Below are 24,067 nucleotides of genomic sequence, written 5' to 3'. Positions count from 1 at the left end.
TGTACCCCCGAAGAGGCCTTACCGCTCGACTTGCATGTGTTAAGCACGCCGCCAGCGTTCGTCCTGAGCCAGGATCAAACTCTCCGTTGAAATCTATATACCAACCCACAAACCAAAGCCTGCGAGCAGATAGACTACTTTGAGTGATCCTTTGATATCTCAGAAACAATCAAACTGACTTGAATCATTCATTCATCAAAGGAATCCGAACACGAACAACAGACAACCCAGCACCCAAAAACCATCAAGGCCCAAGGGTGGATGAATCATCCAATGCCGTGAAACGGGTAAATGCTAAATTTCGGCATTGACTTTCGGCACGCTGTTGAGTTCTCAAGAATCGGACGCACACCGCGCTATGATTCTCTCGAACCAAGCTCCGGGGCAACCCGCCAAACATTACTGTTCCAGTCCCAGCCAGTCAAATCAGCTGCCAACCGGAACAGCCACCCATCAAGCAGCAACCCAAACCCGCCACAGGCAAGTCTCGGCCACCAGAACCTTCAGGGATGTCCAGAGCGACCGGCCGCTTCCGCGTCCCGCACTCGCTCCAACAAGAAGAACATTACTGACATTCGCGGTGAAGATGCAAATCGAGGTCGGCGCCTTGGCCGAACCCTTGCAAAGCACCTTCTCCGACCTCCCGAACAGGTAGATCGGAGGGGAGCAAGGCTCCCCTCCGATCGAGTACCGCATCGTCCAGCAGACGCCTCTCGGCGAGTGGCCGCTCGTAGCGGCTAAGTGTGAGGCCCGGGGGTCATGTACTGGACGACACCTCACATAACCGAGCCCCCTCGCCAACTATTCCCGGGGGCAACTGATCTCTTCGCCGTTCTGGACGAACACCACTCCCCCGTCCTCGAACCGCAGCTCGGTATCCGCCGTCCACGCGCCGAACCGATCCGGCGACATCGCCCGGAACGGCATCGGCGACTGTCCGTCGAACGTCACGAGGATCTCCAACCCAGCCCGCTCCACCGAGAAAGCCAACTTGTCCCGCAGCCGATACGTGCCGACCCGCCCCGCCATCACCTCGTCGTCAGGCAGCACCCGCTCGCTGACCTCCCCGGGATACCCCTCCCATCCGTACGCCGCGGCGATGCGACCGAAAGTCTTCTCCACGACCCAGTTGCCGTTGTCGCCGTTCGTCATCACCGCCGCGCCCTGCCCGGTATCCCGGTACGCGAGCAGGTGACAGCGGAATCCCGCGTTCGATCCACTGTGTCCGAAGACGCGTCCCTCCTGGCCGAGGAACAGTCCGAGGCCGAGCGCATCGAGTCCACCGATCCGCTCCGTCGACGGCACCTGTGGAGTAAGAGCCTCGCGCGCGAGTGCGGGCGACAACGCTGCGCCGGCGACCCCGTCGTACGAGTTCTTGATGGCTTGGGCGAAGGTGACGAGGTCGCTGGGTGTTGTCCACAGTCCTGCGGCGGCCAGCTCGGGGTAGCTGTGCCAGCGGCCATCCCAGGGACGGCCGAGTTCGTTATGCGCGACAGCTGCTTGGCTGTGCCGATCCGCTGGGAGCGGCTGGGCGTAGTCGCTGTTGGACATGCCGAGTGGGTCCAGTACAAGTTCTTGCATCAGCTCGCGGAACGGCGTACCGGTCACGTCTTCCAGGAGTTGCTGTACGACGACAGTGCCGCCACCGGAGTACCGGAACTGTGTCCCGGGCACAGTGTCGACCCGTACGCCGAAGTTGGTGGCCGGCGGTACTCCGTCGAGGATCTGCAGCGCTGTCGGCATCTCCTCGCCGGATTCGTAGCCCGGGAACCCGTGCACTGTGAGGCCGGCGCTGTGGCTGACCAGTTGCCGCAAGGTGACGACTGGTTGCCAGAAGGCTGTCCGCGGAATCTGCCAGGACTTGAGCCTTCGGTTGACGTCCTCGTCGAGCTCGAGCAGGCCCCGGTCGACCAGGCGCAGCGCCGCGAGTACGGCGACCGGCTTGCTGATCGAGCAGGCCTGGAACAAGGTCCGGTCCGTCACCGGGTCGGACCGGTCCGCTTCGAGCACACCCGCGGCTCCCCGATCGACGATCTCGCCGCCTTCGAGCACCGCCCAACTGATCCCCGGCACCTGGTACTCCAGCAGGTCCGCTTCGATCTCGTCCCGTAGTGCGTCAGCCACGCTGTCCCCTCCCGAGTCGGATCCTCGGAGCGTAGCTACGGGAAGGTTCGCGCAACACGGTCGGGACCGAGCGGAAGCCGGCGGCGCCGATCAGGGTGCCGAACCAACCGACCGTCGCGGTCGCGGAGATCATCAGAATCCCCGCGACCGTAGTACGGGCTACTTGGACGGTTGCGGAGCGGAGCAGTCGATCTTCGGGTTCGCGCCCACGTAGTTCAGCGGTCCCGCGACGATGGTGACCAGCGTCGTGCCCACCTTCGCGCAGGTCGCGTCCGAGCCGGCGAAGTAGTGCCGCTGTGCGGCCGCGGCGAGTCCGATCAACAGCCACACAAGAACGACAACCGTGATCACGCGAGAACCAGTCGTAGTACGAGTGCTCATGTCCACCTCCTGAATACGACGCAACCCCGTGTGACCACGAACAGGTGCCCGCCGCTGACACACCGAAAACGGTGCATCCGAGTGTCAGACTTCCGCGACCTCGTAGTACGGCTTGATCTGGGTGTTGACGAAATTGCCGATGCTCGGCGCCGCCATCAGGCCGGCGTACGTCGGCTGCGGCACGTCGAAGTACTGGTAGACGCTGCCGTTGACGTACTCGATCTCGAGTGTCCGGCTGGACATGCTGTACCCGACCGTCCGCACACTCGTCGACTCCACGAATCGCCGCCTCATGAACCCAGCTTTCTACTCCTTCCGTACGACGCCCGTCTAGCCGGCGATTTCGTCGAGTGGTGGGTGGGGCACGGCCGGTGATGCCGTCATCAGGGCGAGCACTCGGCTGAGGTCACCGACGGCTGTGTTGAGCTGGCTCAGCAGAACCGCGTCGAGCACCGGTCTCTCGTCGACGCCGAGATTCGCGGCGAAGCGGGCCCGGGCCTCGTCGTTGGCCTGGTGGAGCATGGTGTCGAGCGCCTCCTGAAGCGGCGGACTCGGCACCATCTCCTGGCGCTCCCGCCATTTCGCGATCGTCCGTGAGGCGACGCCGAGGCGCTCGGCGAACGCTTCGTTGGTCATCCGCAGGGCTGCGCGCAGCGCGTTCGCATGTCGGCCCGTCCACTGGTCGATGACTGTCATCGGCTCGCTCCTCGCGATCTTGATCACTCCTTGCAATCAGGTTACGTCGATCGAGTGAGCGTTCGGGGTCCCGATCAGTGCCCTGTGGATACCGGATCAGTTCATGGTCCGGGCAGCCGGACGCGCGTTGACTGACCGCATGGACAACATCGGCGGTAGACAGACGGCGCTCCTGCAGCGTCGTCATCTGAAGATGGCGCCCACGGCCCGGCCGCGGCGCTTCGAACTGGTCCGGCACGCCGACGTGTCCGGCGTGAGCGGCACCGGCGTGGTCGCCGAGGGCGTCGAGTGGTCCGACGGCACCGTCACCCTGCACTGGTGCGGCCGCTACCCGACGACCACCGTCTGGCAAGACGGCATCGAAGCCGTCCGCGCCATCCACGGCCACCAAGGCGCCACCACCATCCGCTGGCTAGACACCTGATCAGGTAGGACCGGCGCCACCCCTGCACCGACGCGCCGGTCCTACCTCTCCCTCAGTCCGAGAAGAACTGCTCGCGATAGTCCTCTGCTCCTGCGTCCGACGCGCTGGGGCGATTTGAGGATTCATTGACAAGCTCTTCGTCCCGGATTCCGTCCGTGGCCAAGTGATAGAGATGCTCACCGTTCACGGAGGATCCCAACACCTCAGGTTGCGGACTTTCCATGGATTCATTCGAGTTCGAGGACACTGCTTGCTGCTCAGTGTCCGTTGCCACCTCGGTGGAGACGTCAACTGACGGCACCGTGGCCTCAATCAGCTGCACAGGTTCGACATCGTGGAGCTCACGAATCCGTTCGGCTCGTTCCGGACGGTTGAAGCGGGCCTCCAGATTGGCAAGCGAGTCGGCCTTGAGCGATCGCTCGTGTTCCTCGTGCCCGTCCAGCAGTCTCGCGACCGCTGCATCGAAATCGAAAGAAGCCGGCTCGGCCGGTTGGACAGGGGAAGGGAGGAGCATCGGTCCATCCTCGTGCGCCATGCGGCTCTCCCACCCCTCACTACGGCTCCGGGGGTCCGAGGACTGCTCTGCGGTGAACGGATCAGGGAGGTCATTCGCGGCTGCCGCCAGTCGCGCCAGAGTGCCGGCAAGTTCGACACACTTTTCCACCTCGCCAGGATGGTTGACCAGCCACCAGACAGTCGCAGAGCCTGCGGTAGCCAGGACGTCATCCTTGAGATATTTACGTTGCTCCTGTTCGAACTGCCGGTTCCAGCGCTCGGCGTCTTGGCGTCGACGAAACGCAGTCACTTGTGCGAGATACTTCCGATCCTCGCTCGGCACTGCTAGCGAGATTCCCGTGGCCCAAGCTTGCACCTGGCCCCGGTCGTCTGACTCCGGACGTCCGAGGAGAGCCGCCAACCGGTGTTCGCCGAGCGATTCCTCTGACGCCGACAGGAATGCTGTAGTTGTCTTCGCGCGGGTCAACAGGGCATCAACCGCGACACTGCCGAGGTCAGGGTGATGTGTGCCCGCTGGCAGAGGTGACCACCGTACGGTCGCCGAGAAGAGGAACTGGTAGTCCGCTGACGCGGAGGGAAGCCGAACGCCGACAACAGTTTGCGTCGCTAGGACCTCCTCCAGCGCCAGCCCAGCGGGTACGTCCACCGGCGTTGCGGGCGGAAGTGCAGCCGCGGTCGGCTGCTCCTTGGAACGCCAGAGGACGGCCGCACCAAGGAGCAGCACCACCGGGAGAAAGGCAATCACCGCAAGCGGCAGCTCGAAGATGACTGCGAGGAGGTAGAGGATCGCAATGACCGCAGCGAGGATGACCAAGGACCTTCGGTTGAGCTTCATCACTGTTCTCCTTAGTTCTTCGATGGGGCGGTCGGTAGATCTGCGAGCGCACGGCGAACAGCCTCTTCGACCTTTGCCGCGGCCTCGCGCGGCTGATCAAGCGAACCCTGCCTGCAGCCCAGCCAGGTTCTGTTAGCGCTGTAGAGCTGCGCCAACCTCGCGACCTGGCCAGCGCAGATCTCGGTCAGAGCCCGTAGCAGTCCAGCCGCAACGTCGTACCGGCCGTCGCCCCGAGCGGCTTCGTGTTCGTCCAGCCACGGGGTGATCTCGCGTTTCCATTCGGCCGTATCCAGATCATCCGTCGCCTGACGCCAGGCGACGACTGCCTTTCTGGCCAGGCGCGCGCTGACTATCGGGGACGGCTCCCTCGAACCATCAGCGAGGCGCCGCGGAGATGCGATCGTCCTGCAGAGAGCACCGTCGAAGCGTTCCCGGTCCATCAGGACGGCAAGGAACTGTTCCAGTGTTCGATTTTCAGCGCAAAGCTGAATGAGCGCCCGCCGAGCCTCCGCGCCTACGACCGCTTCGTGATTGCAGAACCAACGGAGCCGGATCAGCGCCTGACTGAGGTGACCAACCGCGAGAACGTCTGTACAAATGCCGACCAGAAGAACACCGAAACTCGTTGCCAGGTTGGAACTTCGGGACCAATGATAGATCTGACTCCGCACTCCGTACGCCGTCCGCTCATCGAGCAGAACCTCGGTCAGACAGACGACCGCCAGGACCCGCGACTCTTCCCGTGCCTTTGTAGACCAGTCCTGCGCGACACCGTAAAGCAAACCCAGACTGTTGGTTCGGGCGACCTGGCCTGCGAATCGCCGGGCTATCGCCTCTCGATCCGCGGCGGTCAACTCCCGTCGGCCGACGCACCGCCTGACCCAGTCGGCGACGGCGGAGCGAAGATCCGGGTACGCATCCCAGAAGTGGGTCAGCACTGCTTGCCCGAAGGCGAACCGACGGAAGCGGACTCTCCCATTATGAATTTCCAGTTCGTCTCTCAAACCCCGGACTCGATCGGTGATGCCGTCCTCGGCGAGCCGGTGTAGCTCAGTTGGCGCCTGGTACTTCAATCCGACCTGCAAGTCCCGTTCGATCCAGAACACAGCCTCAAGCAACCCTTGCTCCGCCATGGCCACGGAGAGCAGCAAGGTCCGCTCATCGACCGAGGGATGGAGGCTGACGAGTTCAGCGACGGCATCCTCGTGATCTGCAACGCCTGCAATTGCCTGACCGAACCAATCAGTGATCTTCCCGTCGACATCCTGCTCGCGAGCCTCAAGGAGGAAGGTGGCGACCCTGGCGACGCCGCTCATCGGCAGCTGATCGAGCGTCTGCCGGTCGGTCGGGGCAATCAACGCGATGGGTACCGACAGTCCGTGCGGGCGCAGACTGCTGGCCAGGATCTGCCAAGGATCCGGGCGATTGACCCTGCCCAGCGCCCCACGCAAATCATCGTGAAGGCGAGACTCCAGGCGGGACGGAATCAAGATGATCAGCCTTGCCCTGCGCCGCTCGGTGCTCGCGACATAGATCAGCAGATCTCTCTGCAGCTGCAAAAAGGCCGATTCGCCCACATCGGACAGGTCGATCAGTACTCGGTCCTCGTCCGAGATGTCGTCCGGCGACAGTCGGTCGCTGCCAATCAGGTCATCCTGCGACAGGAGACGAAGGGCGCTGGCCAACTCGGCGGATGGGCACAGCAGCATCTTCGCTGCCGCTCGCCGTCCGCTGCCCGATGCACCAGTAAGCACCAGGGACGATCCAGGGGCAAGCAGCCGATGCTGAAGATCCGCGAACCCCTCCGGAGCGACAAAGATGGCTCGCAGCGCCTCGATCTCCTTGGTCGCCGCGCTGACGCGCACGGAGCGTTGCTGCTGAGGCACGACTCCCCAGTACTGATGGACGTGCTGATTGACGACGTTGCCGTTGGTCAGGCCAGCCGGCGAAGACTGCGTGACCAGGTTTCCCGAACCTGTATGTGTTGGTCCCCGCGGATCTACGACGATCCCGCCCACATTTCCCTCAATGTCCCCAACCCCGCCCCGTCTGCCCAGACCATCGCCAACACTCGGGTCCGGTGTCCTGGAGCCTGACTCCAAGGCCTTTTCTGTCGTCATCGCGGTTCACGATCAGTGGGACCGTTGACGTAGAGATGACCCGTTCCGGTGTGGGTCGGCCCCGCTGGATCGGTGACGATTGAGCCGACACTGCCGACAATGTTTCCGACACCACCCCGTCGGTTCGTCGAATGGTCTTGTACCTGTGCTGGGGGACGTTCAGGAGACGAGGGCTGCTTAGCTGACCGCTCTCCGGCGAAATCGGCTGCTGCTATCGAGTCCTCGGGTTTGCGGAAACCGTGTGTAAGGAGCTCGCCGGATGGTTTTGGGACGCGGAGATAGGCCTTGCCCTGGTATCGCTTGACTTGGACAGGGGCCTCGACGTACAGCTCATGGGGCTCATCGCCCCTGCCGGATACCTCATCGGTGTAGCCGGTCAGGACGGCGTCTTCGTAAGCCCGGGCGGAGACAATCGCGGCGACTTTCGTGGAGGCGCCCGACCTTGTCAGAAGGTCGCGGACCGGTTTGCTGTCGAGGAGGCGGTGGAGTTCGACTCGTGCATTGCCGGCTCCGTCGGATACCGCACCTTCACCCGAATCGGTGACGGGGCCGACGGCGACGCTGACTCGCATGCGGATCGGTTCAAAACCGGCAGCCGTGAGGGTGCGACCACGTTCCTCGAGCTCGTTTTGAAGGCCTTCCAGAAAGGGGTTGAGTAGGAACGGCAGGCGTTCAGCAGGGAGGCCGATGGCAAAGCCGTCGCCGGTCGAGTCTGCGAAGGTCGTTTCGGACCAGAAGGTGGACAATCCGCAGCGAACGAAGGTCGATTGCAGGATTTCCGGGATGAGGGCGTTGAGGTGGGCGTGGTGGCGGCCCGGAGCGCCGCTGTAGTCCTTCATGTCGACGACGAGCATCGCCCGGTACGGCGGCAGATCGGAAACACCTGCGAATCCAGGGTCTTGTGGTGTGCTCATAGTTGCCTCCCAGGGCCTGCGAACGGGTAGTGGGACCAGCCTTCCGGCGTACGGCGGGATGCGTTGTCCGGAATCGGACAATGCGGGAGTGACCCGGCCCACGATCAGGCCTCGGCCCATTCGGTGAGCCGGTCGAGATCAGCAATCACCAACTGCGGACCGGAGCTGAGGGCACCGGACTGTCGGAGCCTGGCCAGTTGGTCCGTGACGGTGCTGCGGGCCATGCCGAGCGAGGCGGCGAGTTCCTCCTGGGTGAACGGGATGCGCAACGGGTCAACGAGACCCGGTGGGGCCAGGCGGGCCATGTCGAGCAGGAGGCGGGCGATTCGGCGTACGGAGCGGCGGTGGGCGAGGTCGACCTGGCGGGCGACGGCCTGGTCGAACTTTCCGGTCACGTAGCGATGGAATTGGGCGGCCAAACCCTTGGCAGCGAGAAATCGTTCGAAAGTCACCAGTGGGAGATAGCGAGCAGTACAGCGGTCGATGGCTTCTACTGTGGCGGTACGCCGGCCGTTGGCGTCGCCGGCCAGTTCGCCGAGGAGGTGGCCGCCGCCACGGACAGTGAGCATCAGCTGGAGGCCATCTTCGGCGCTGGCCAGCAGCTTGACGCGACCGGTTTCCAGGGCGAGCAGGAAGCCGCCGGGGTCACCCTGCCGAAGGATCACGCGTCCTGGTCGGAAACTCCGCAAACTGCCTACGGCCAGGAGATCTCGCCACTGCTGGGGTCCGATCTGAGCCGCGAAGGTGTCGGCGGGAGGGTGCTCGAAAATCTGCACAGCCGACCACCTTCCGCACCTCGGCTACCGCGCCTCACGCCGGTCCGACGACCACGGAAAAGTCTCACATGCATTACGGACGGTAGGAACGAATGGCGTGTCGTCCCGGGGTTCAGCCGGCTAGGGAGCGGAGGGCTCGGCGGCTGGGGGTGAGGGTTACTGGTTTGTAGGGGCAGCGGGCATCGGTGAGGGTTTCGTAGGCCCGGATGGCGCGTTGGGCGGCGTCCCAGCCTTGTTCGGCGGGGCTTTTGCCGCGGCCCCGGTTGCGGACCAGGGCGCCGTAGAAGGCTGAGCAGAAGACGGTGGCTTCGTACCAGCCGATCACCGTGCTGGTGCCGATGTAGGTGATCTCGTCCTGCAGGCAGTCGCGGATCGCGCGTTGCCAGCGGCCGATGCCGGTCTTGCAGCCGTCCGCGATGACGACACCGCTGGAGATCCCCCACTGGCGATCCAGGAACCAGTCCGCGAGCGCGGTCAGCGAGACCTGGGTCTCGCCGTCCGTGCTGAGGAAGGACGGCTCCTCGCTGTGGTCACCGTGTGCCATCACGTGCAGCACGGACGAGGGGGTGGTCAGGGCTGAGAACGCCGTCTCATGATCACGGGTGCGGACGAAGTTGACGTCGATCACCGGGCGGTTCCAGCCGGCGTTGATATTGCTCGTGATGCCTTGGACGAACGTCATCGAGGCGTCGAACGAGCTGTCCAGACCCAAGTCCACCAGCGTGATCAGACGGTTTTTCATCGGCCACCCCTTCACCTGCCGGCCCCCGCCTCCGAGGGGTCCCGGAACCCATCATGACCCAGGCCGACGACAGTTTCCGCCCGAGGTCCACATGCCGTTGCGGGCATGGAAATCAACCGTCACGCTGAGCAACGGGAGGCGCCTCTACGATGGACGACGCGGCCGCCGAGCGCGCGCAGTACAGGCTCTGGAGGCCTCGCTTGGGTCACTGGCTGCAGTAGCCCCGTCACGCGGTAGGTTCCGGGCCATGGTCCACCGGAAGATCGCTGCCAGTTCAGCAATCGTTGCCTCGATCACCGTTCTCGGCCTCGCTGTGGCGGCGTGCTCGAGCATCCCCGAGTACGACCCGAACGCACCCAGCACGCGTTCTACCGAGCTCCCGCCGGCGTCGCAGCCCACCACCGTGGACCCCCGGCCCACCGCTCCCCCGGACCCGGAACCAGCCGTCGCCAAGGTGGGGCAGTCGATCAAGGTCTCCGAGCTTGGCAACGTCAAACTCTCCAGCTACGACCCGCCCAAGTGGGCCGCGGCGACGATCACGCTGGTCTCCTTCAAGACGATGAAGGCGGTGCCAGGGATCAAGTTCGGGCCTGGTCCGCAGAAGATCTTCGCCTTGGCCGACCTCCGCACCACCATCACCGGCGACCCGTTCACCCTGTACGACCAGCACTTTCAGCTCGTCGCGCCCGACGGCACGAAGTACCCACAGGATGCGAACGTCGCCTACCTCCCGAATGCTTTCCGGGACTCCCACAGCTCCAAGGTCTCCGGCGACGGCCCGAGCAACTTGGGCCCCGCCGAAGGCGTCCTGCTCTTCGATGTCCCGGCGTCCGGCGTACCGGCCGGCACCAAACTCACCGCCGAAGTCTGGAAAGACCGCCCCTTCAGCTGGCTGGTCTCCTGAACGCGCTGCGGCCCCCGGGGGAGGTGGGAAGTTCCCGGGGGCCGTGGCGCTATCAATCAGGGGTTAGCTGCAGCCGGAGGTGCTGCCGCAGCCTTCGCAGACGTAGCAGGAGCCGCTGGGGCGCATCTTGGTGCCGCAGGTGAAGCAGAGCGGTGCGTCCACCGAGGTGCCGGTGATGAGCTCGAACATCTCTGCCGTGGTGCGGACCTCGGAGGTGTCGAGGACCTTGGCGCCGGCCTCTTCGACCGCAGCCTCCGGTGCCGGTTCGGCGACCGGCTCGACGGCCTTGAGGGACTCTGCCTCGGAGACCTCCACCGGGGCTTCGTACGAACCGGTGTCGAGCTGGCGGGAGCGCTCCTCGGCGGAGTAGATGCCGAGGGCGGAGCGCTCGTCGAAGGACAGGTGGTCCAGCGCGAGGCGGCGGAAGATGTAGTCCATGATCGACTGCGCCATCCGGACGTCCGGGTCGTCGGTCAGACCGGCCGGCTCAAACTTCAGGTTGGTGAACTTCTGGACGTAGGTCTCCAGCGGTACGCCGTGCTGCAGGGCGATCGAGATCGCGATCGAGAAGGCGTCCATCACACCGGCCAGGGTCGAACCCTGCTTGCCCATCTTCAGGAAGACCTCGCCCAGACCGTCGTCCGGGTAGGAGCCGGCCGTCATGTACCCCTCGGCGCCACCGACGCTGAATGACGTGGTGCGCGACGGACGCGACTTCGGCAGCCGCTTGCGGGTCGGCCGGTACTCGATGATCTTCTCGACCACCGGCTCGGCCGCCTCAGAGGCGGAGGCCGCGGCCTTGGCGGACTTGGAGTCCGACAGCGGCTGGCCGACCTTGCAGTTGTCGCGGTAGACGGCGAGTGCCTTCAGGCCGAGCTTCCAGCCCTGGAAGTAGACGTCCGCGATCTCCTCGACGGTCGCCGTCTCCGGCAGGTTGACCGTCTTCGAGATGGCGCCGGACAGGAACGGCTGCGCGGCCGCCATCATCCGGACGTGGCCCATCGGCTTGATCGACCGCTCGCCCATCGCGGTGTCGAAGATCTCGTAGTGCTCGGTCTTCAGACCCGGTGCGTCGACGACGTGACCGTGCTCGGAGATGTACTCGACGATCGCCTCGATCGTCTCCTCGGTGTAGCCGTGCTTGCGCAGCGCGCGCGGCACCGTCTGGTTGACGATCTGCATCGAGCCGCCGCCGACCAGCTTCTTGAACTTGACCAGCGAGAAGTCCGGCTCGATCCCGGTCGTGTCGCAGTCCATCATGAAGCCGATCGTGCCGGTCGGGGCCAGCACCGAGGCCTGCGCGTTGCGCCAGCCGTTCTTCGCACCGATCTTCAGCACGCCGTCCCAGGCCGCGGTGGCGTGCTTGTGGACGTCCTTGTCGATCTCGTCGAGCGTGCGGATCGCGTCGTTGGCCGCGGCGTGCTTGCGCATCACCCGGGCGTGCGCTTCCTTGTTCCGCTCGAAGCCGTCGTACGGGCCGACGACGCCGGCCAGCTCCGCCGACCGCTTGTACGACGTACCGGTCATCAGTGAGGTGATAGCGCCCGCCAGTGCGCGACCACCGTCGGAGTCGTAGGCGTGACCGGTTGCCATCAGCAGCGCGCCGAGGTTGGCGTAGCCGATGCCGAGCTGCCGGTAGGCGCGGGTGGTGTCGCCGATCGCCTCGGTCGGGAAGTCCGCGAAGCAGATCGAGATGTCCATCGCGGTGATGATCAGCTCGACGGCCTTGACGAAGTTCACCGAGTCGAAGGAGTCGTCGTCCTTCAGGAACTTCATCAGGTTCAGCGAGGCCAGGTTGCAGGACGAGTTGTCCAGGTGCATGTACTCCGAGCACGGGTTGGACGCGGTGATCCGGCCCGTCTCCGGCGTGGTGTGCCAGTCGTTGATGGTGTCGTCGTACTGCAGCCCCGGGTCGGCGCAGGCCCAGGCGGCGTGGCTGATCTTGTCGAACAGCTCGCGGGCGTCGACGGTCTCGATGATCGAGTTGTCGATCCGGGCCCGCAGCCCGAACTCGCCCTTCTCCTCGACCGCGCGCATGAACTCGTCCGTCACCCGGACCGAGTTGTTCGCGTTCTGGTACTGCACCGAGGTGATGTCGCGGCCGCCGAGGTCCATGTCGTACCCGGCGTCGCGGAGGACGCGGATCTTGTCCTCCTCGCGCATCTTGGTCTCGACGAACTCCTCGATGTCCGGGTGGTCCACGTCCAGCACGACCATCTTGGCCGCGCGCCGGGTGGCGCCACCGGACTTGATGGTGCCGGCCGACGCGTCCGCGCCGCGCATGAAGCTGACCGGGCCGGACGCCGTACCGCCGGAGGACTGCAGCAGCTCCTTGGAGGAGCGGATGCGGGACAGGTTCAGACCGGCACCGGAGCCGCCCTTGAAGATCAGGCCCTCCTCCTTGTACCAGTTCAGGATCGAGTCCATCGAGTCGTCGACGGCGAGGATGAAGCAGGCCGACACCTGCTGCGGGGACGAAGTACCGACGTTGAACCAGACCGGCGAGTTGAAGCTGAAGTACTGGTGCAGCAGCATCCAGGTCAGCTCGTGCTCGAACACCTCGGCGTCCGCGTCGGTGGCGAAGTAGCCGTGCTCCTCGCCGGCCTTGCGGTAGGTCTTGACCACACGGTCGAGGAGCTGCTTGAGGCTCCACTCGCGGTTGTCGTGACCGACGGCACCGCGGAAGTACTTGGTGGTGACGATCGTGGAGGCGTTCACACTCCAGTAGTCGGGGTACTCGACCCCGCGCTGCTCGAAGACGGTCTCGCCGGTCTTCCAGTTCTGCTGGACGACGTCGCGGCGCTCCCACGTCACCTCGTCGTACGGGTGAATGCCCTCGGTCGTGAAGATGCGCTCGATGGTGAGTCCTGCCGGGGCGTTCTTGCCCCTGCGGAACCCGGCCGTCGACCTCTTGGTCGACCCCGAATGGCCGGTCACCGTCTCTGTCATGGTTGCTCCTCGCCCTGTGTCTGCGATCTGTCGGGACCGCCCCGTTGAGTCCTGCCCGTAACGCCTGTACTGCGTACTGCGCGCGCCGTCACCGGCCCGTACTGCGTGTGCTGCGAATCCCCGATTTATGTCTGGGTGCCCTGCGTTGCCGGTTCGGTGCCCTCGGGCTCCTTCTCGGCGCGCAGCAGCGCGATCTCGGTCTCGAAGTCGTCGGCCGACTCGAACTGCCGGTAGACGGAGGCGAACCGCAGGTACGCCACCTCGTCCAGCTCCCGCAGCGGTCCGAGGATGGCCAGGCCGACCTCGTGCGCGGGAACCTCCGGCGAGCCGCTGCCCTTGAGCGTGTCCTCGACCGTCTGGCCCAGCCGGGCCAGCGCGTCCACGTCCACCGGGCGGCCCTTGCAGGCCTTGCCGACGCCGCTGATCACCTTTTCGCGGCTGAACGGCTCGGTCGCGCCGGACCGTTTCACGACCGTCAGCTGCATCTGCTCAACGGTGGTGAACCGCTTCTCGCAGACCGGGCACTGCCGGCGGCGGCGGATCGCTCCGCCGTCCTCGGCGACCCGGCTGTCGACGACCCGGGAGTCCACGTGCCGGCAGTACGGACAGTGCATGTCGGATCACTCCTCCCGAGTGCTCCACCCGCGCTTTCCGGGGTGGATCTGTGGATCGAACTGGGGACAACTTGTGTATGACCTGTGAGTAACCAACCACTACCTGTGGAGAACTACAGGCGTGTAACTACTACATCTAGGGATGCTACGTCCGGCCTCCGACAGTTTGCAAGAACGCCCGAATCCCGCGCGCGTCTCCTTGTTCCAACAACAACCCGAGCTCGTGTACTCCCGCGTGGCGCCACCCCGAACCCGCCCCGGAGGAGCAAACTACGCGCCGCCAGAACCCCTCCGAAGAGCGCGCCGAGGGGGTCGCGGTGAGGCCTGGCGGAGGGTCTTGGGGTGGGTCCTGGGGAGGGCTTCGGATGGGCGAGGATGGGGGTATGAAACCGGTCATCCTTGACGTCGACACGGGGCTTGACGACGCCTGTGCGCTGTTGCTCGCCGCTCGTCATCCGGAGCTCGACCTGCTGGCGGTGACCTGTGTCGGCGGCAACGTCGGTCTCGACGAGGTCGTCGTCAACACGCTGACTGTTCTCGAGGCGGCCGGGCGTACCGACGTACCGGTGGCTCGTGGCGCCGCGACGCCGCTCCTGCAGCCGGTGCGCGCGGCTCCGCACGTGCACGGTGCCGATGGACTCGGCGACCTCGACTGGCCGCGATCAACCCGTACGACGGATCCTCGGCATGCCGTCGAATTACTCCGGGACGTGCTCCTCGACGCCGCGCGGACAGGCGAGCGAGTGACGCTCATCCCGCTCGCGCCGATGACCAACATCGCGCTGCTGCTGCGGACCTACCCGGAAGCGGCCGCGGGACTGGCCGAAATCGTCTTCATGGGCGGCGCGGCCGGGATCGGCAACGCGACGGCGTCGGCGGAGTTCAACATCTGGACCGATCCGGAGGCGGCCGCGGTGGTGCTGGCGGCGGCCGGCGAACTCGGCGTACCGATCACGATGTACGGACTCGATGTGTTCTACGACGTCAAGATCACGCTCGACGAGGCACGGGAATTGAAGGGATCGTCGTCGGCCGATCTGGCTCGGGCGCTGATCGAGAAGCGGAGTGAGCTCTATGGGGGTTCCGGGGCGAGCATCGGCGACGGCGGTACCGTCTGCGCAGTCATCGATCCGGACGGCCTGACCACGCAGCCGTTCCCGTTGCGGATCGAGTTGTCCGGCAGTTGGTCACGCGGGCGAACGATCGTGGACACCCGAGACTGGTCGAAAGACCTGAGCAGCGACCCGTACGGCGCGGCGCCAACGGTTGTCCAGGTCGCCACCGCCGTGGACGCCCGTCGCTACGCCGACCTCTGGCTCCACACCGTCAGCTAATCCCGCCCCTTACCCCACTGCTCAGCTCGCTGAGCCCACTCCCACCGCTCAGCTCAACGCTGACCCCCATCCTCAGCCCGCCGCTTAAGCCCCACCCGCTCAGCCTCACCCCAGCCCCACGGCCTAGCTCCACCACAGCCCCACCCCAGCCTCACGGCTCAGCCCGACCGCTGAGCCCACCGCTCAACCTATGCCCAGTCCCGCCCCGCGCCCCCAGAGCCCACCTCCTCCCCCGCGTTTGGTCTGAACCGGCACCGCTGGCGGGGTTTTCGTCCGCTGTCGGGCTTATAGCGCGGTATTGGTCGAACATCGTGGCAGTGGGAAGTCCTGGGGCTGCGGACACGGACTAGGTGGTTCGGGTGTCCGGAACCGGACAGGCGAGCGACAAGTCTTGTTCTGAGGAAGTCGGGCGTGATTGGGTGGTAAGCGTTTACCGACTGTCGAGGGAGCGCTTGTGCCTACTGCGACCGAAGCCCGCCGCCGTTATGCCGTGGTCGGATTGGGGGCGCGGGCGCAGACCTTTGTCGACGCCTTGGCCGGCCCGTACGCCGATCGCGCGGAGCTGGTCGGATTCTGCGATGTGAACGCGACCCGGATGGGTGTGCACAATCGCCGGCTGGCCGCGAAATTCGGGCACCCGGAAGTTCCGCAGTACCGGGCCGTTGATTTCGATCGGATGCTGAAAGAGCAGCGTGTCGAGGTGGTCGTGGTGACGTCTATGGACCGGACGCACGACGACTACATCGTGAGCGCACTGGAGGCGGGGCTGGACGTCGTCACGGAGAAGCCGATGACGATGGATCCGGTGCGTTGCCGGCGCATTCTGGACGCGGCCGAGAATGCGTCCGGATCGGTGCGGGTGGCGTTCAACTATCGCTACAACCCGGTGCACGAGAAGGTCCGCGAAGTACTGCAGTCCGGCGCGATCGGGGAAATCGGCTCCGTGCACTTCGAATGGCTGCTCGATGTGCGGCACGGTGCCGACTACTTCCGTCGCTGGCATCGCGAGAAGGCGAACGCGGGCGGGTTGATGGTGCACAAGGCGACGCATCACTTCGATCTGGTGAACTGGTGGATCGATTCGGAGCCGGTGAAAGTCTTTGCCGACGGCAAGTTGTTCTTCTACGGCGCCGAGAACGGGCGGCGGCGTGGGCTGGCTCGTGACTACGAGCGGGCCGACGGAGCGGCGGCCGCTGCGGACGATCCTTTTGCGATCAAGCTCGCGGCGAACGGCGTACTGCGGGAGCTTTATCTCGAGGCCGAACACGAGGACGGGTATCACCGGGATCAGAACGTGTTCGGCGAGGGGATCACGATCGAGGACGACATGGCAGTGCTCGTCCGGTATGCGTCGGGGGCTTCGCTGAGCTATCACCTGACGGCGTACTCGCCGTGGGAGGGCTACCGGATCGGTTTCAACGGGAGTGCTGGGCGGCTGGAGTTGCTGGTCAAGGAGAACACGTTCGCTACCCGGCCTGAGGAGGTGCGACATGCGACCGCCGTACAGCATGGCGACGCGGCTCCGGGTGAGACCGAGGCGCTGCTGACGCTGCATCCGTTGTGGGAGCCGCCGCAGACGCTGCTGCACCATGAGCTCGGCCAGGGTCATGGCGGCGGGGATGCGCGGCTCTTGGAGTCGCTGTTCGGATCACCGGCCGAAGATCCGCTCGGTCGCAGCGCGGATCACCACGACGGCGCTCGCTCACTCCTGGTCGGGCTGGCAGCCAATCGATCTTTCGAAACCGGCCAGGCGGTAGACGTCGCCACCCTGCTGAGCACCTAGCCCACTGCGGCCAACAGATCGGAACCAGACGGACCGTTCAGCGGCGTCGACGAACCTGAGGTCCGGACGGCGAGGCTGGGGTTCGGACAGGCAATTTCGTGTCCGAGGTCTCTGGAGGTTATCCAGGTCGGGCCGTCGGGGCCTGGGCGTCGGCGTGCTGGCCTGTGGCGACGTGGCGGGTGCGTGAGCCCGTCGTACGGGCCGGGGTCAGCGGATGGGGATCTGGAGGGTTTGGCCGGGGGTGATGTCCGCGGGGGTGCGGAGGTTGTTGAGGTTGGCGATTTGCTCGACGACGGTGGCCGGGTTCTCGCTCGGGTTGGTCTCCTGGGCGATCGACCACAGGGACTGACCGGCGCCGACCTGGACCGAGATGGTGTGGGTGAACTGCGGCGCCGGGTCGAGCAGGCCGGCGACCCGGAGGCCGAGGACGGCGACGGCGGCACCGAAGACCAGCACCGAGACGGTGGTGAGCAGCATCCGGCCGCGCCTGGTCAGGCGCAGGGCGGGCGGCTCGATCTCGGCGAGCTGGACGTGCCGGCCGAGGTCGTCACCGGAACAGGCGCGGACCGGGATCCGCTCGGTGGTGGTGCCGGCGATACGGCGGCGCCGGGTCGGGCGGTTGCCGTCCACCTCGGGCACAACCGTCACCTGAGTGGTCGCGCCTGCTGCCAGGGCCGCTGTACTCATCGGATCCTCCAGACCTCGTTCAGACCTCGTCCTGCGGTGTCGATCTCTGTCTACCGGGCGCCTCCGACAGTTTTTCGTCGAACCGTTCGGCGGACCCTCCGGCGACCCGGCCCGAACACCTGTTCGATCGAACGCCTGTACGAATGATTAACCGAACGCCGGCCGGGACGCAACCATTTCCAACGACGACACGCCGCCGATATTCCCGTCGGGCCGGGCGCCCCGCCGGGCTCTATAACCTGACACACGAACAAACGTGCGAACCGACACGCCTTCGAACAGATGTTTGAAGAATCTCAGGATTCGGTCTACGGTCTTCTCAGTCGTTGAAAGCTTGGCCGGGGGTGGAACCGCCGGCCCGACCCGAGGAGAAGTCAGCCGATGGCCAGGACGCCGAGCGGTTCCAGCAAGGACGATCGCGCCGCCGCGGGCGCCACGAACAAGGCCGCCAAGACCGTCTCCGAACTGCCGGACGGCCCGCCGGACGCCACCGGTCTGACGCCGCGGCAGCGCCGGGTGCTGGACGTGATCCGGGATTCCGTCGACAGCCGGGGCTACCCGCCGTCGATGCGCGAGATCGGCGAGAAGGTCGGCCTGACCAGCTCCTCGTCGGTGTCGCACCAGCTGAAGGTGCTCGAGCAGAAAGGCCTGCTGCGCCGCGACCCGAACCGGCCGCGCGCGATCGAGGTCCGTTATCCGGGCGAAGTCGCGGACGCCGCGGCCCGGCGTGGCTCGGTGGGCTCCGTGCGACAGACGTCGTACGACGAGACCGGGGCCGGCGACGCGCACCCGGACGCGGTCTACGTGCCGGTGGTCGGCCAGATCGCCGCCGGTAACCCGATCCTTGCCGAGCAGGACATCGAGGAGGTCTTCCCGTTGCCCAGGGCAATGGTCGGGGAAGGCACCCTGTTCATGCTGAAGGTCAAGGGTGAATCGATGATCGACGCGGCGATCTGCGACGGCGACTGGGTGGTCGTGCGGCAGGAGCAGACCGCGGAGAACGGTGACATCGTCGCTGCGATGATCGACGGCGAGGCGACCGTGAAGACGTTCAAGAAGACCGCGACGCAGATCCTGCTGATCCCGCACAACCCCGCGTTCGAGCCGATCGACGGCAAGGACGCGACCATTCTCGGGAAGGTCGTAACAGTTCTGCGGCGTGTCTGACATCTCAGACGGCGAGCGCACTCCGCCGGGACATGTCAGGATTGAGTTATGACGACTGTCTATGACTTCAGTGCCACCCGGATCGAAGGCAATGAACAGTCTCTTGCCGACTTCCGTGACCAGGTCCTCCTGGTGGTGAATACGGCCTCGCAATCCAGCCAGACCCCGCAGTACTCCGGCTTGCAGAAGCTGTACAAGACGTACCGCAAACAGGGCTTTTCCGTGCTCGGATTTCCCTGCGACCAGTTCGGTCACCAGGAGCCTGGTGACGAGAACGAGATCGCGAACTACGTCTCGACGATCTACCACGTCACGTTCCCGATGTTCGCGAAGATCGACGTCAACGGGTCGAAGACGCTGCCGCTGTACAACTGGCTCAAACGAGAGCAGGGCGGGTTGCTCGGCGGGCGGATCAAGTGGAGCTTCACCAAGTTCCTGGTCGCCCGCGACGGCAGTGTCATCGCCCGGTACGCGCCGGCCCACACGCCGGAGAAGCTGGCTGACAAGATCGAAGCCGCCCTCGCCGTACCGGCCCCAAGCCACCGCGAGTCGAGCGACTAACCGCTACAACCTGGAATCGATACCCTAGTCGGCCCTTCAGTATCAGTTCAGTCGGCGGTCCCGGCCCATGCGCAAGGCACATCCCCGCGCATGAGCGCTTAGGTCCTTTTGGTGCGGTTGCCCCCTTGCTAGAGCAGGGGATCAGCACGCCAGGAGGACCTGAGCCCCTTGATCGTCACGGATTCAGGGGCGGCGGCCCCGCTTTGGAGAACGCGCACCACTCGGGGCGGGCTCAGACACCAAGCCGGGGGTTCGGGACAGGTCGTCGGGAGTCCGGACACGTCATGGCGTGACCTAACCCCCGCCCTGGTGTCCGACGCTCCCGGAAGGTGACCGGAGGATCTGGCGGTGTCCGAGCTGCCCAGGAGGTGACCGGAGGGTCTGCCGCGTCGGCGTCCCAGGTGCCCAGGAGGTGAGCCCCTTGATGGTCTCGGATTCGGGGCAGCGGCTCGGCTCTGCGGGTTCGCACACCATGCCGGGGGTTCGGGACAAGTTGTCGGGAGTCCGGACACGTTATGGCGTGACCTAGCCTCCGTCGTGGTGTCCGAGGCTCCCGGAAGGTGACCGGAGGGTCTGCCGCGTCGGCGTCCCAGGTGCCCAGGAGGTGAGCTCCTTGATGGTCTCGGATTCGGGGGCAGCGGCTCCGCTCTGCGGGTTCGCACACCATGCCGGGGGTTCGGGACAGGTTGTCGGGAGTCCGGACACGGTATGGCGTGACCTAGCCCCCGTCGTGGTGTCCGAGGCTCCCGGAAGGTGACCGGAGGGTCTGCCGCGTCGGTGTCCCAGGTGCCCGGGAGGTGGCTGGGCAGGTGCGGGTGGGTGGTGGGTGGAGGGTGTGCGGCGGTGGTGTTCGGGGGGTGAGAAGCGGGTGGGCCTTCTGGTGGGAGGGGCGGGGTTAGCGGGTTACTGATTCTGGGTTGATGTCTAGGCGGAGGCCTCGCCAGACGGGGTGGCGGAGGCGGCCGTCGGCGGCCCAGCCGGAGTAGGTGACTTCGGCGACCAGGAGGGGGTCGAGCCAGTGGGCGGCTCGGCGGTCGGTGTTGGGGACCGAGGAGACGTCGAAGGGTGGGGAGTCGATCTCCAGGGCGGCGAGTTCGGCGCTGAGGATTTCGAGCATGGCGAAGTCGAGGCCGGAGCCGACCTTGCCGATCAGCACCAGGGTGTCGCCGTCGTACGCGCCGCAGTACAGGGAGCCGATCTTGCCTTCACGGTTCCCCTCCCCCGGGTGCCAGCCGCACAGGATCACGTCGCGGGTGAGGACGGGTTTGACCTTGATCCAGTCCGCGCTCCGTTTGCCAGGCAGGTACCGCGACTTGCGGCGCTTGGCGACGACGCCTTCGAGGCCGGTCGACGCCGACAGATCGAGGGCCTCTTGGCCGTCGGTGTAGGTCGGCGGAATCTCCCAGAACGGGTCGGTGAGCTGAAGCGATTCGAGCACCTCACGCCGCTGGTCGTAGGTTGCCTCTAGCAACGACCTTCCGTCGAGCTGGAGGACGTCGAAGAGTCGCACCGAGACCGGCACCTGGTTGATCAGCTGGGCGAGGTGGCGCGGGTCGCGGACGTGCATTCGCCGTTGCAGCAGGCCGAAGGAGGGTGCGCCGTTCTCGTCGAGGGTGACGATCTCACCATCCAGTACGGCGGGGAGCCGCAGGCCGGCGTCGGTCGCGATCCCCACCAGTTCCGGGTACCCCGCGGAGACGTCGCGGCTGTTGCGGGACCAGAGCCGGCAACCGGAGTCGTCGACCTCGGCGATCACCCGGATGCCGTCCCATTTCATCTCGTACGACCAGCCGGGTCCGGACGGCATCTCCCCCAGCGCCGCCATCATCGGCAACACCGGCGGACCCCCACCCGGACTCACCGCAGTCCTCGATGCTCGAACCGTCCAGACATCACCGGCTGCCCCAAGGGTGACTGTGCTCTGGCGGGTTGCGGCGTAAACAGGTGGCGAGGGCGTGGCCGACGAGCGGCACGGCGGCCGCCGGCCGGCAGCCGGTCGAGCCCGACGGCGACCCCCGGACTCACTGCAGTCCTCGATGCTCGAAGCGCTCAGACATCACCGGCGCCCCAAAGGTGAGGGCTCTGGCGGGTTGCGACTTAGACAGGTGGCGAGCGGCACGGCGGCCGCCGGCGCGCAGGCGGTCGAGCCCGACGGCGACCGGCAATCGGCACTCCAACAGGTCGCGCCGCTGGCGCGCCGGCAACCGGCACTTCAGCGGGTGGCACCGCGGGGAGGTCATCGGGGTCGTCGCATGGGGCTCACGTGTCCTGGAGTCGTTTCAGGGCGCCTAGCACCTTTTCACGATCGGCTGTGGGCCACATGGGAGGCAAGGAGGCGCGCAGGTAGCCGCCGTACCGGGCGGTCACGATGCGCGGGTCCAGGATCGCGACCACGCCTCGGTCGGAGGTGCGGCGGATCAGGCGGCCGGTGCCCTGGGCCAGCAGGAGCGCGGCATGGGTTGCGGCGACTGCCATGAAGCCGTTGCCGCCTGCCTCGTCGACTGCGCGCTGGCGAGCTGCCATCAGTGGTTCGTCGGGGCGTGGGAAGGGGACTCGGTCGATGATGACCAGGTTGCAGGTCGAGCCCGGTACGTCGATGCCCTGCCAAAGCGACAGCGTTCCGAACAGCGAGGTCTCTGGATCCTCGATGAACTCGCGCGCCAACTCACCGAGCTGCGCATCGCCCTGGCACAGCACCTTCAGATCCGTCGCCTCGCGAACAGCAGCCGTCGCGGCCTCGGCAGCTCGCCGGGACGAGAACAGCCCAAGCGTCCGCCCACCGGCCGCGGTGATCAGATCGATGATCTCCTCGAACTGCTTCTTGCCCAGCCCGTCGCGATGCGGTGGCGGCAGGTGCTTGGCGACGTACAGAATCCCCTGTTTCTCGTACTCGAAAGGTGAGCCGACGTCGAGGCCGCGCCACGGCAGAGGCCCGGTGTCGGAGGTGGCGTCGACGGACGGCATCTCCTCGTCATCGGTCAGCTTGTCCGACGGCCGCAACCCGACCTGCCGGGCGATCGCGTCGAAGTCGCCACCCAGGGTGAGCGTCGCCGACGTCAGTACTACGGTGCGGTCCTTCAGCACGAGTTCGCGCAGCAGCCCGGCGACGGTGAGCGGCGCGATCCGCAGTTCGCGGCCGAAGCGTTCGCGATCGACCAGCCACACCACGTCGAGATCGTTCAGCGCGGCGACGCGTTCGGCGACGTCGAAGATCTCCTTCACCGCGCCCTTGGACTGCCGTTTGGCGCCGTCCGGATCATCGGCGGAGGAGTCGTCGGTCTTCTTGTTCAGATCGGAGTAGACCGCACGCGACGCATCCCGGACCAGCGCGGCGGCTTCGAGGACCACGCCGTTCGCCGCCTCGATCCGGCCTTCGCGGGTCTCGTCGAGCGCCGCCCGCAACGCATCCGAGGCATCGATCAGGTCGTCGGCATGGTCGTCGTCGACGAACCGGCGAGCCCGCTTGGCGGCGCGCTCGACCATCTGCGGTGACAGCTCGGCACCGGCCGCGCCAGTCACCCTCGCGGGCAGCTCATGCGCTTCGTCGACGATCACCACGTCGTGCTCGGGGAGCACGGTCCGATTCTCGAAGGCGTCGATCGAGAGCAGCGCGTGGTTGGTGATCACGATGTCGGCCTTGCGAGCCTGCTCCTTGGACTTCTCCGCGAAGCATTCGTCGCCGTACGGGCACTTCTGGGCGCCCAGGCATTCGCGGGCGGCGATCGCTACCTGCTGCCAGGCTTGGTACTGATGGGTCGGCGCGTGGTCGCGGTCGCCGGCCTCGCCGTCGAGGAGTTGCTGCTCGGCCCAGTCGCGCAGTTCGAGGACCTGCTGACCGATCGGGCCGGCCGGCGGGATGTCGATCAGCATGCCGTCGTCGTCGGGCGCGCCCTCGCGGATCCGGTGCAGGCAGGCGTAGTTGTTCCGGCCTTTCTGGATCGCGTACGCCGGGCGGCGCGGCAACAGCTTCTCCGTCGCGTCCAGCAGGGCGGGCATGTCGCGATCCACCAGCTGCGACTGGAGCGCCAGGGTCGCTGTGGAGACCACTACCCGACGGTCCTCCAGGGCGTGCAGGAGCGCGGGCACCAGGTACCCGAGCGACTTCCCTGTTCCCGTCCCGGCTTGGACGAGGAGATGGGAGCCGTCCTCCATCGCCCCGTTGACCGCTTCGGCCATTTCGACCTGGCCAGGTCGCGTCTGACCACCGATCCCGGAGACCGCGGCCTCCAGCAATTCCCGCACTTCGACAACCACCGCATCACCCTAGCCCGCCCAGCCGACATTCCCCGACCAGCACAAGCAAGCCTGTGGAAAACCTCCACAACCACCGCCCTGCGGGCGGCGAGAGCAAAAGTACGACGGAGGGAAGGAAGGCCAAGGGGATTGGGCACGGCGCGGTGGACCAAGCCTTGCGGCGGACCCAGCGCAGGGTGGACCAGGGCTGCGTGGGCCACGGCTGCGTGGGCCAGGGCTGCGTGGGCCAGGGGCGGGGTGGACCAGGGCTGCGTGGGCCAGGGCGGGCTGCTCAAGGCGAACCCAC

The 24,067-nt window shown here is 66.0% G+C and carries 20 protein-coding genes and 1 rRNA gene; 6 read left to right on the top strand and 15 right to left on the bottom strand.

The window, feature by feature from the left end:
• The 5 genes from ABZ004_RS32685 to ABZ004_RS32665 form a co-directional block, all read right to left on the bottom strand.
• A 16S ribosomal RNA gene (locus ABZ004_RS32685) occupies positions 1-90 on the bottom strand; the annotation flags it as partial.
• Between the two features lie 711 nt (positions 91-801).
• Positions 802-2,124, bottom strand: a complete 1,323-nt coding sequence (locus ABZ004_RS32680; RefSeq protein WP_355685035.1) for a serine hydrolase domain-containing protein — start codon at positions 2,122-2,124, stop codon at positions 802-804.
• Between the two features lie 159 nt (positions 2,125-2,283).
• The gene (locus ABZ004_RS32675; protein WP_355685033.1) at positions 2,284-2,505 is read right to left on the bottom strand and encodes a hypothetical protein; all 222 of its coding nucleotides are present in this window, start codon (positions 2,503-2,505) and stop codon (positions 2,284-2,286) included.
• An 84-nt stretch (positions 2,506-2,589) separates the two neighbouring features.
• Positions 2,590-2,799, bottom strand: a complete 210-nt coding sequence (locus ABZ004_RS32670; protein ID WP_355685032.1) for a KTSC domain-containing protein — start codon at positions 2,797-2,799, stop codon at positions 2,590-2,592.
• Between the two features lie 36 nt (positions 2,800-2,835).
• A complete protein-coding gene (locus ABZ004_RS32665) occupies positions 2,836-3,201 on the bottom strand; it encodes a helix-turn-helix transcriptional regulator (RefSeq protein ID WP_355685030.1) in 366 nt (121 codons plus the stop codon).
• A 139-nt stretch (positions 3,202-3,340) separates the two neighbouring features.
• Here ABZ004_RS32665 and ABZ004_RS32660 point away from each other — a divergent pair, with 139 nt between their 5' ends.
• Positions 3,341-3,625, top strand: coding sequence for a hypothetical protein (locus ABZ004_RS32660; protein WP_355685029.1), 285 nt, complete (start codon positions 3,341-3,343; stop codon positions 3,623-3,625).
• A gap of 52 nt (positions 3,626-3,677) precedes the next feature.
• Here ABZ004_RS32660 and ABZ004_RS32655 read toward each other — a convergent pair whose 3' ends face one another.
• The 5 genes from ABZ004_RS32655 to ABZ004_RS32635 all read right to left on the bottom strand — a co-directional run bounded on the left by ABZ004_RS32655 (position 3,678) and on the right by ABZ004_RS32635 (position 9,528).
• Entirely contained in the window at positions 3,678-4,976 is a 1,299-nt protein-coding gene (locus tag ABZ004_RS32655) for a hypothetical protein (RefSeq protein ID WP_355685027.1), read from the bottom strand.
• Between the two features lie 11 nt (positions 4,977-4,987).
• Entirely contained in the window at positions 4,988-6,994 is a 2,007-nt protein-coding gene (locus ABZ004_RS32650) for a hypothetical protein (RefSeq protein WP_355685025.1), read from the bottom strand.
• Positions 6,995-7,092: 98 nt separating this feature from the next.
• A complete protein-coding gene (locus ABZ004_RS32645; protein WP_355685024.1) occupies positions 7,093-8,010 on the bottom strand; it encodes a hypothetical protein in 918 nt (305 codons plus the stop codon).
• Positions 8,011-8,114: 104 nt separating this feature from the next.
• Entirely contained in the window at positions 8,115-8,786 is a 672-nt protein-coding gene (locus ABZ004_RS32640) for a Crp/Fnr family transcriptional regulator (RefSeq protein ID WP_355685022.1), read from the bottom strand.
• A gap of 112 nt (positions 8,787-8,898) precedes the next feature.
• The gene (locus ABZ004_RS32635) at positions 8,899-9,528 is read right to left on the bottom strand and encodes a hypothetical protein (protein WP_355685020.1); all 630 of its coding nucleotides are present in this window, start codon (positions 9,526-9,528) and stop codon (positions 8,899-8,901) included.
• Positions 9,529-9,775: 247 nt separating this feature from the next.
• Between ABZ004_RS32635 and ABZ004_RS32630 the strand changes: the two genes are divergently transcribed.
• Positions 9,776-10,432: a hypothetical protein gene (locus ABZ004_RS32630; RefSeq protein WP_355685019.1), complete on the top strand. Its 657-nt coding sequence runs from the start codon at positions 9,776-9,778 to the stop codon at positions 10,430-10,432.
• A gap of 63 nt (positions 10,433-10,495) precedes the next feature.
• Here the strand turns inward: ABZ004_RS32630 and ABZ004_RS32625 are convergent, their stop codons facing one another.
• Together ABZ004_RS32625 and nrdR are read right to left on the bottom strand one after the other, a co-directional pair.
• Positions 10,496-13,381, bottom strand: coding sequence for a vitamin B12-dependent ribonucleotide reductase (locus ABZ004_RS32625; RefSeq protein ID WP_355685018.1), 2,886 nt, complete (start codon positions 13,379-13,381; stop codon positions 10,496-10,498).
• Between the two features lie 125 nt (positions 13,382-13,506).
• On the bottom strand, positions 13,507-13,995 hold the full coding sequence (gene nrdR, locus ABZ004_RS32620) for a transcriptional regulator NrdR (protein WP_355685016.1): 489 nt from the start codon (positions 13,993-13,995) through the stop codon (positions 13,507-13,509).
• Between the two features lie 383 nt (positions 13,996-14,378).
• On the opposite strand from nrdR, the gene ABZ004_RS32615 reads away from it, so the two are divergent.
• Entirely contained in the window at positions 14,379-15,329 is a 951-nt protein-coding gene (locus ABZ004_RS32615) for a nucleoside hydrolase (protein WP_355685014.1), read from the top strand.
• A gap of 454 nt (positions 15,330-15,783) precedes the next feature.
• Entirely contained in the window at positions 15,784-17,112 is a 1,329-nt protein-coding gene (locus ABZ004_RS32610) for a Gfo/Idh/MocA family oxidoreductase (RefSeq protein ID WP_355685013.1), read from the top strand.
• 207 nt (positions 17,113-17,319) lie between these two features.
• On the opposite strand, the gene ABZ004_RS32605 is transcribed toward ABZ004_RS32610, so the two are convergent.
• Positions 17,320-17,799, bottom strand: coding sequence for a LysM domain-containing protein (locus ABZ004_RS32605; protein WP_355685012.1), 480 nt, complete (start codon positions 17,797-17,799; stop codon positions 17,320-17,322).
• A 381-nt stretch (positions 17,800-18,180) separates the two neighbouring features.
• Between ABZ004_RS32605 and lexA the strand changes: the two genes are divergently transcribed.
• Positions 18,181-18,966 (top strand): transcriptional repressor LexA, encoded by a 786-nt coding sequence (gene lexA / locus ABZ004_RS32600; protein WP_355685011.1) that lies wholly within the window; start codon positions 18,181-18,183, stop codon positions 18,964-18,966.
• Between the two features lie 48 nt (positions 18,967-19,014).
• A complete protein-coding gene (locus ABZ004_RS32595; RefSeq protein WP_355685009.1) occupies positions 19,015-19,527 on the top strand; it encodes a glutathione peroxidase in 513 nt (170 codons plus the stop codon).
• Positions 19,528-20,422: 895 nt separating this feature from the next.
• On the opposite strand, the gene ligD is transcribed toward ABZ004_RS32595, so the two are convergent.
• Both ligD and ABZ004_RS32585 read right to left on the bottom strand, forming a co-directional pair.
• The gene (ligD, locus tag ABZ004_RS32590; protein WP_355685008.1) at positions 20,423-21,388 is read right to left on the bottom strand and encodes a non-homologous end-joining DNA ligase; all 966 of its coding nucleotides are present in this window, start codon (positions 21,386-21,388) and stop codon (positions 20,423-20,425) included.
• Positions 21,389-21,786: 398 nt separating this feature from the next.
• Positions 21,787-23,703, bottom strand: a complete 1,917-nt coding sequence (locus ABZ004_RS32585) for an ATP-dependent DNA helicase (protein WP_355685038.1) — start codon at positions 23,701-23,703, stop codon at positions 21,787-21,789.
• Positions 23,704-24,067: the final 364 nt, after the last annotated feature.

Origin of the sequence: Kribbella sp. NPDC006257, assembly GCF_040613535.1 — a bacterium.
Taxonomy (GTDB): domain Bacteria; phylum Actinomycetota; class Actinomycetes; order Propionibacteriales; family Kribbellaceae; genus Kribbella.
The sequence above is the reverse complement of the archived record's forward strand: the minus strand, read 5'-3'. Positions and strand labels throughout refer to the sequence as shown.

Excerpts from the sequence above, each read along its gene's own strand:
- ABZ004_RS32675 (WP_355685033.1), bottom strand. The coding sequence starts at position 2,505 with ATGAGCACTCGTACTACGACTGGTTCTCGCGTGATCACGGTTGTCGTT.
- ABZ004_RS32670 (WP_355685032.1), bottom strand. The coding sequence starts at position 2,799 with ATGAGGCGGCGATTCGTGGAGTCGACGAGTGTGCGGACGGTCGGGTAC.
- ABZ004_RS32665 (WP_355685030.1), bottom strand. The coding sequence starts at position 3,201 with ATGACAGTCATCGACCAGTGGACGGGCCGACATGCGAACGCGCTGCGC.
- ABZ004_RS32660 (WP_355685029.1), top strand. The coding sequence starts at position 3,341 with ATGGACAACATCGGCGGTAGACAGACGGCGCTCCTGCAGCGTCGTCAT.
- ABZ004_RS32655 (WP_355685027.1), bottom strand. The coding sequence starts at position 4,976 with ATGAAGCTCAACCGAAGGTCCTTGGTCATCCTCGCTGCGGTCATTGCG.
- ABZ004_RS32645 (WP_355685024.1), bottom strand. The coding sequence starts at position 8,010 with ATGAGCACACCACAAGACCCTGGATTCGCAGGTGTTTCCGATCTGCCG.
- ABZ004_RS32635 (WP_355685020.1), bottom strand. The coding sequence starts at position 9,528 with ATGAAAAACCGTCTGATCACGCTGGTGGACTTGGGTCTGGACAGCTCG.
- ABZ004_RS32630 (WP_355685019.1), top strand. The coding sequence starts at position 9,776 with ATGGTCCACCGGAAGATCGCTGCCAGTTCAGCAATCGTTGCCTCGATC.
- ABZ004_RS32625 (WP_355685018.1), bottom strand. The coding sequence starts at position 13,381 with ATGACAGAGACGGTGACCGGCCATTCGGGGTCGACCAAGAGGTCGACG.
- nrdR (WP_355685016.1), bottom strand. The coding sequence starts at position 13,995 with ATGCACTGTCCGTACTGCCGGCACGTGGACTCCCGGGTCGTCGACAGC.
- ABZ004_RS32615 (WP_355685014.1), top strand. The coding sequence starts at position 14,379 with ATGAAACCGGTCATCCTTGACGTCGACACGGGGCTTGACGACGCCTGT.
- ABZ004_RS32605 (WP_355685012.1), bottom strand. The coding sequence starts at position 17,799 with ATGAGTACAGCGGCCCTGGCAGCAGGCGCGACCACTCAGGTGACGGTT.
- lexA (WP_355685011.1), top strand. The coding sequence starts at position 18,181 with ATGGCCAGGACGCCGAGCGGTTCCAGCAAGGACGATCGCGCCGCCGCG.
- ABZ004_RS32595 (WP_355685009.1), top strand. The coding sequence starts at position 19,015 with ATGACGACTGTCTATGACTTCAGTGCCACCCGGATCGAAGGCAATGAA.
- ABZ004_RS32585 (WP_355685038.1), bottom strand. The coding sequence starts at position 23,703 with ATGGCCGAAGCGGTCAACGGGGCGATGGAGGACGGCTCCCATCTCCTC.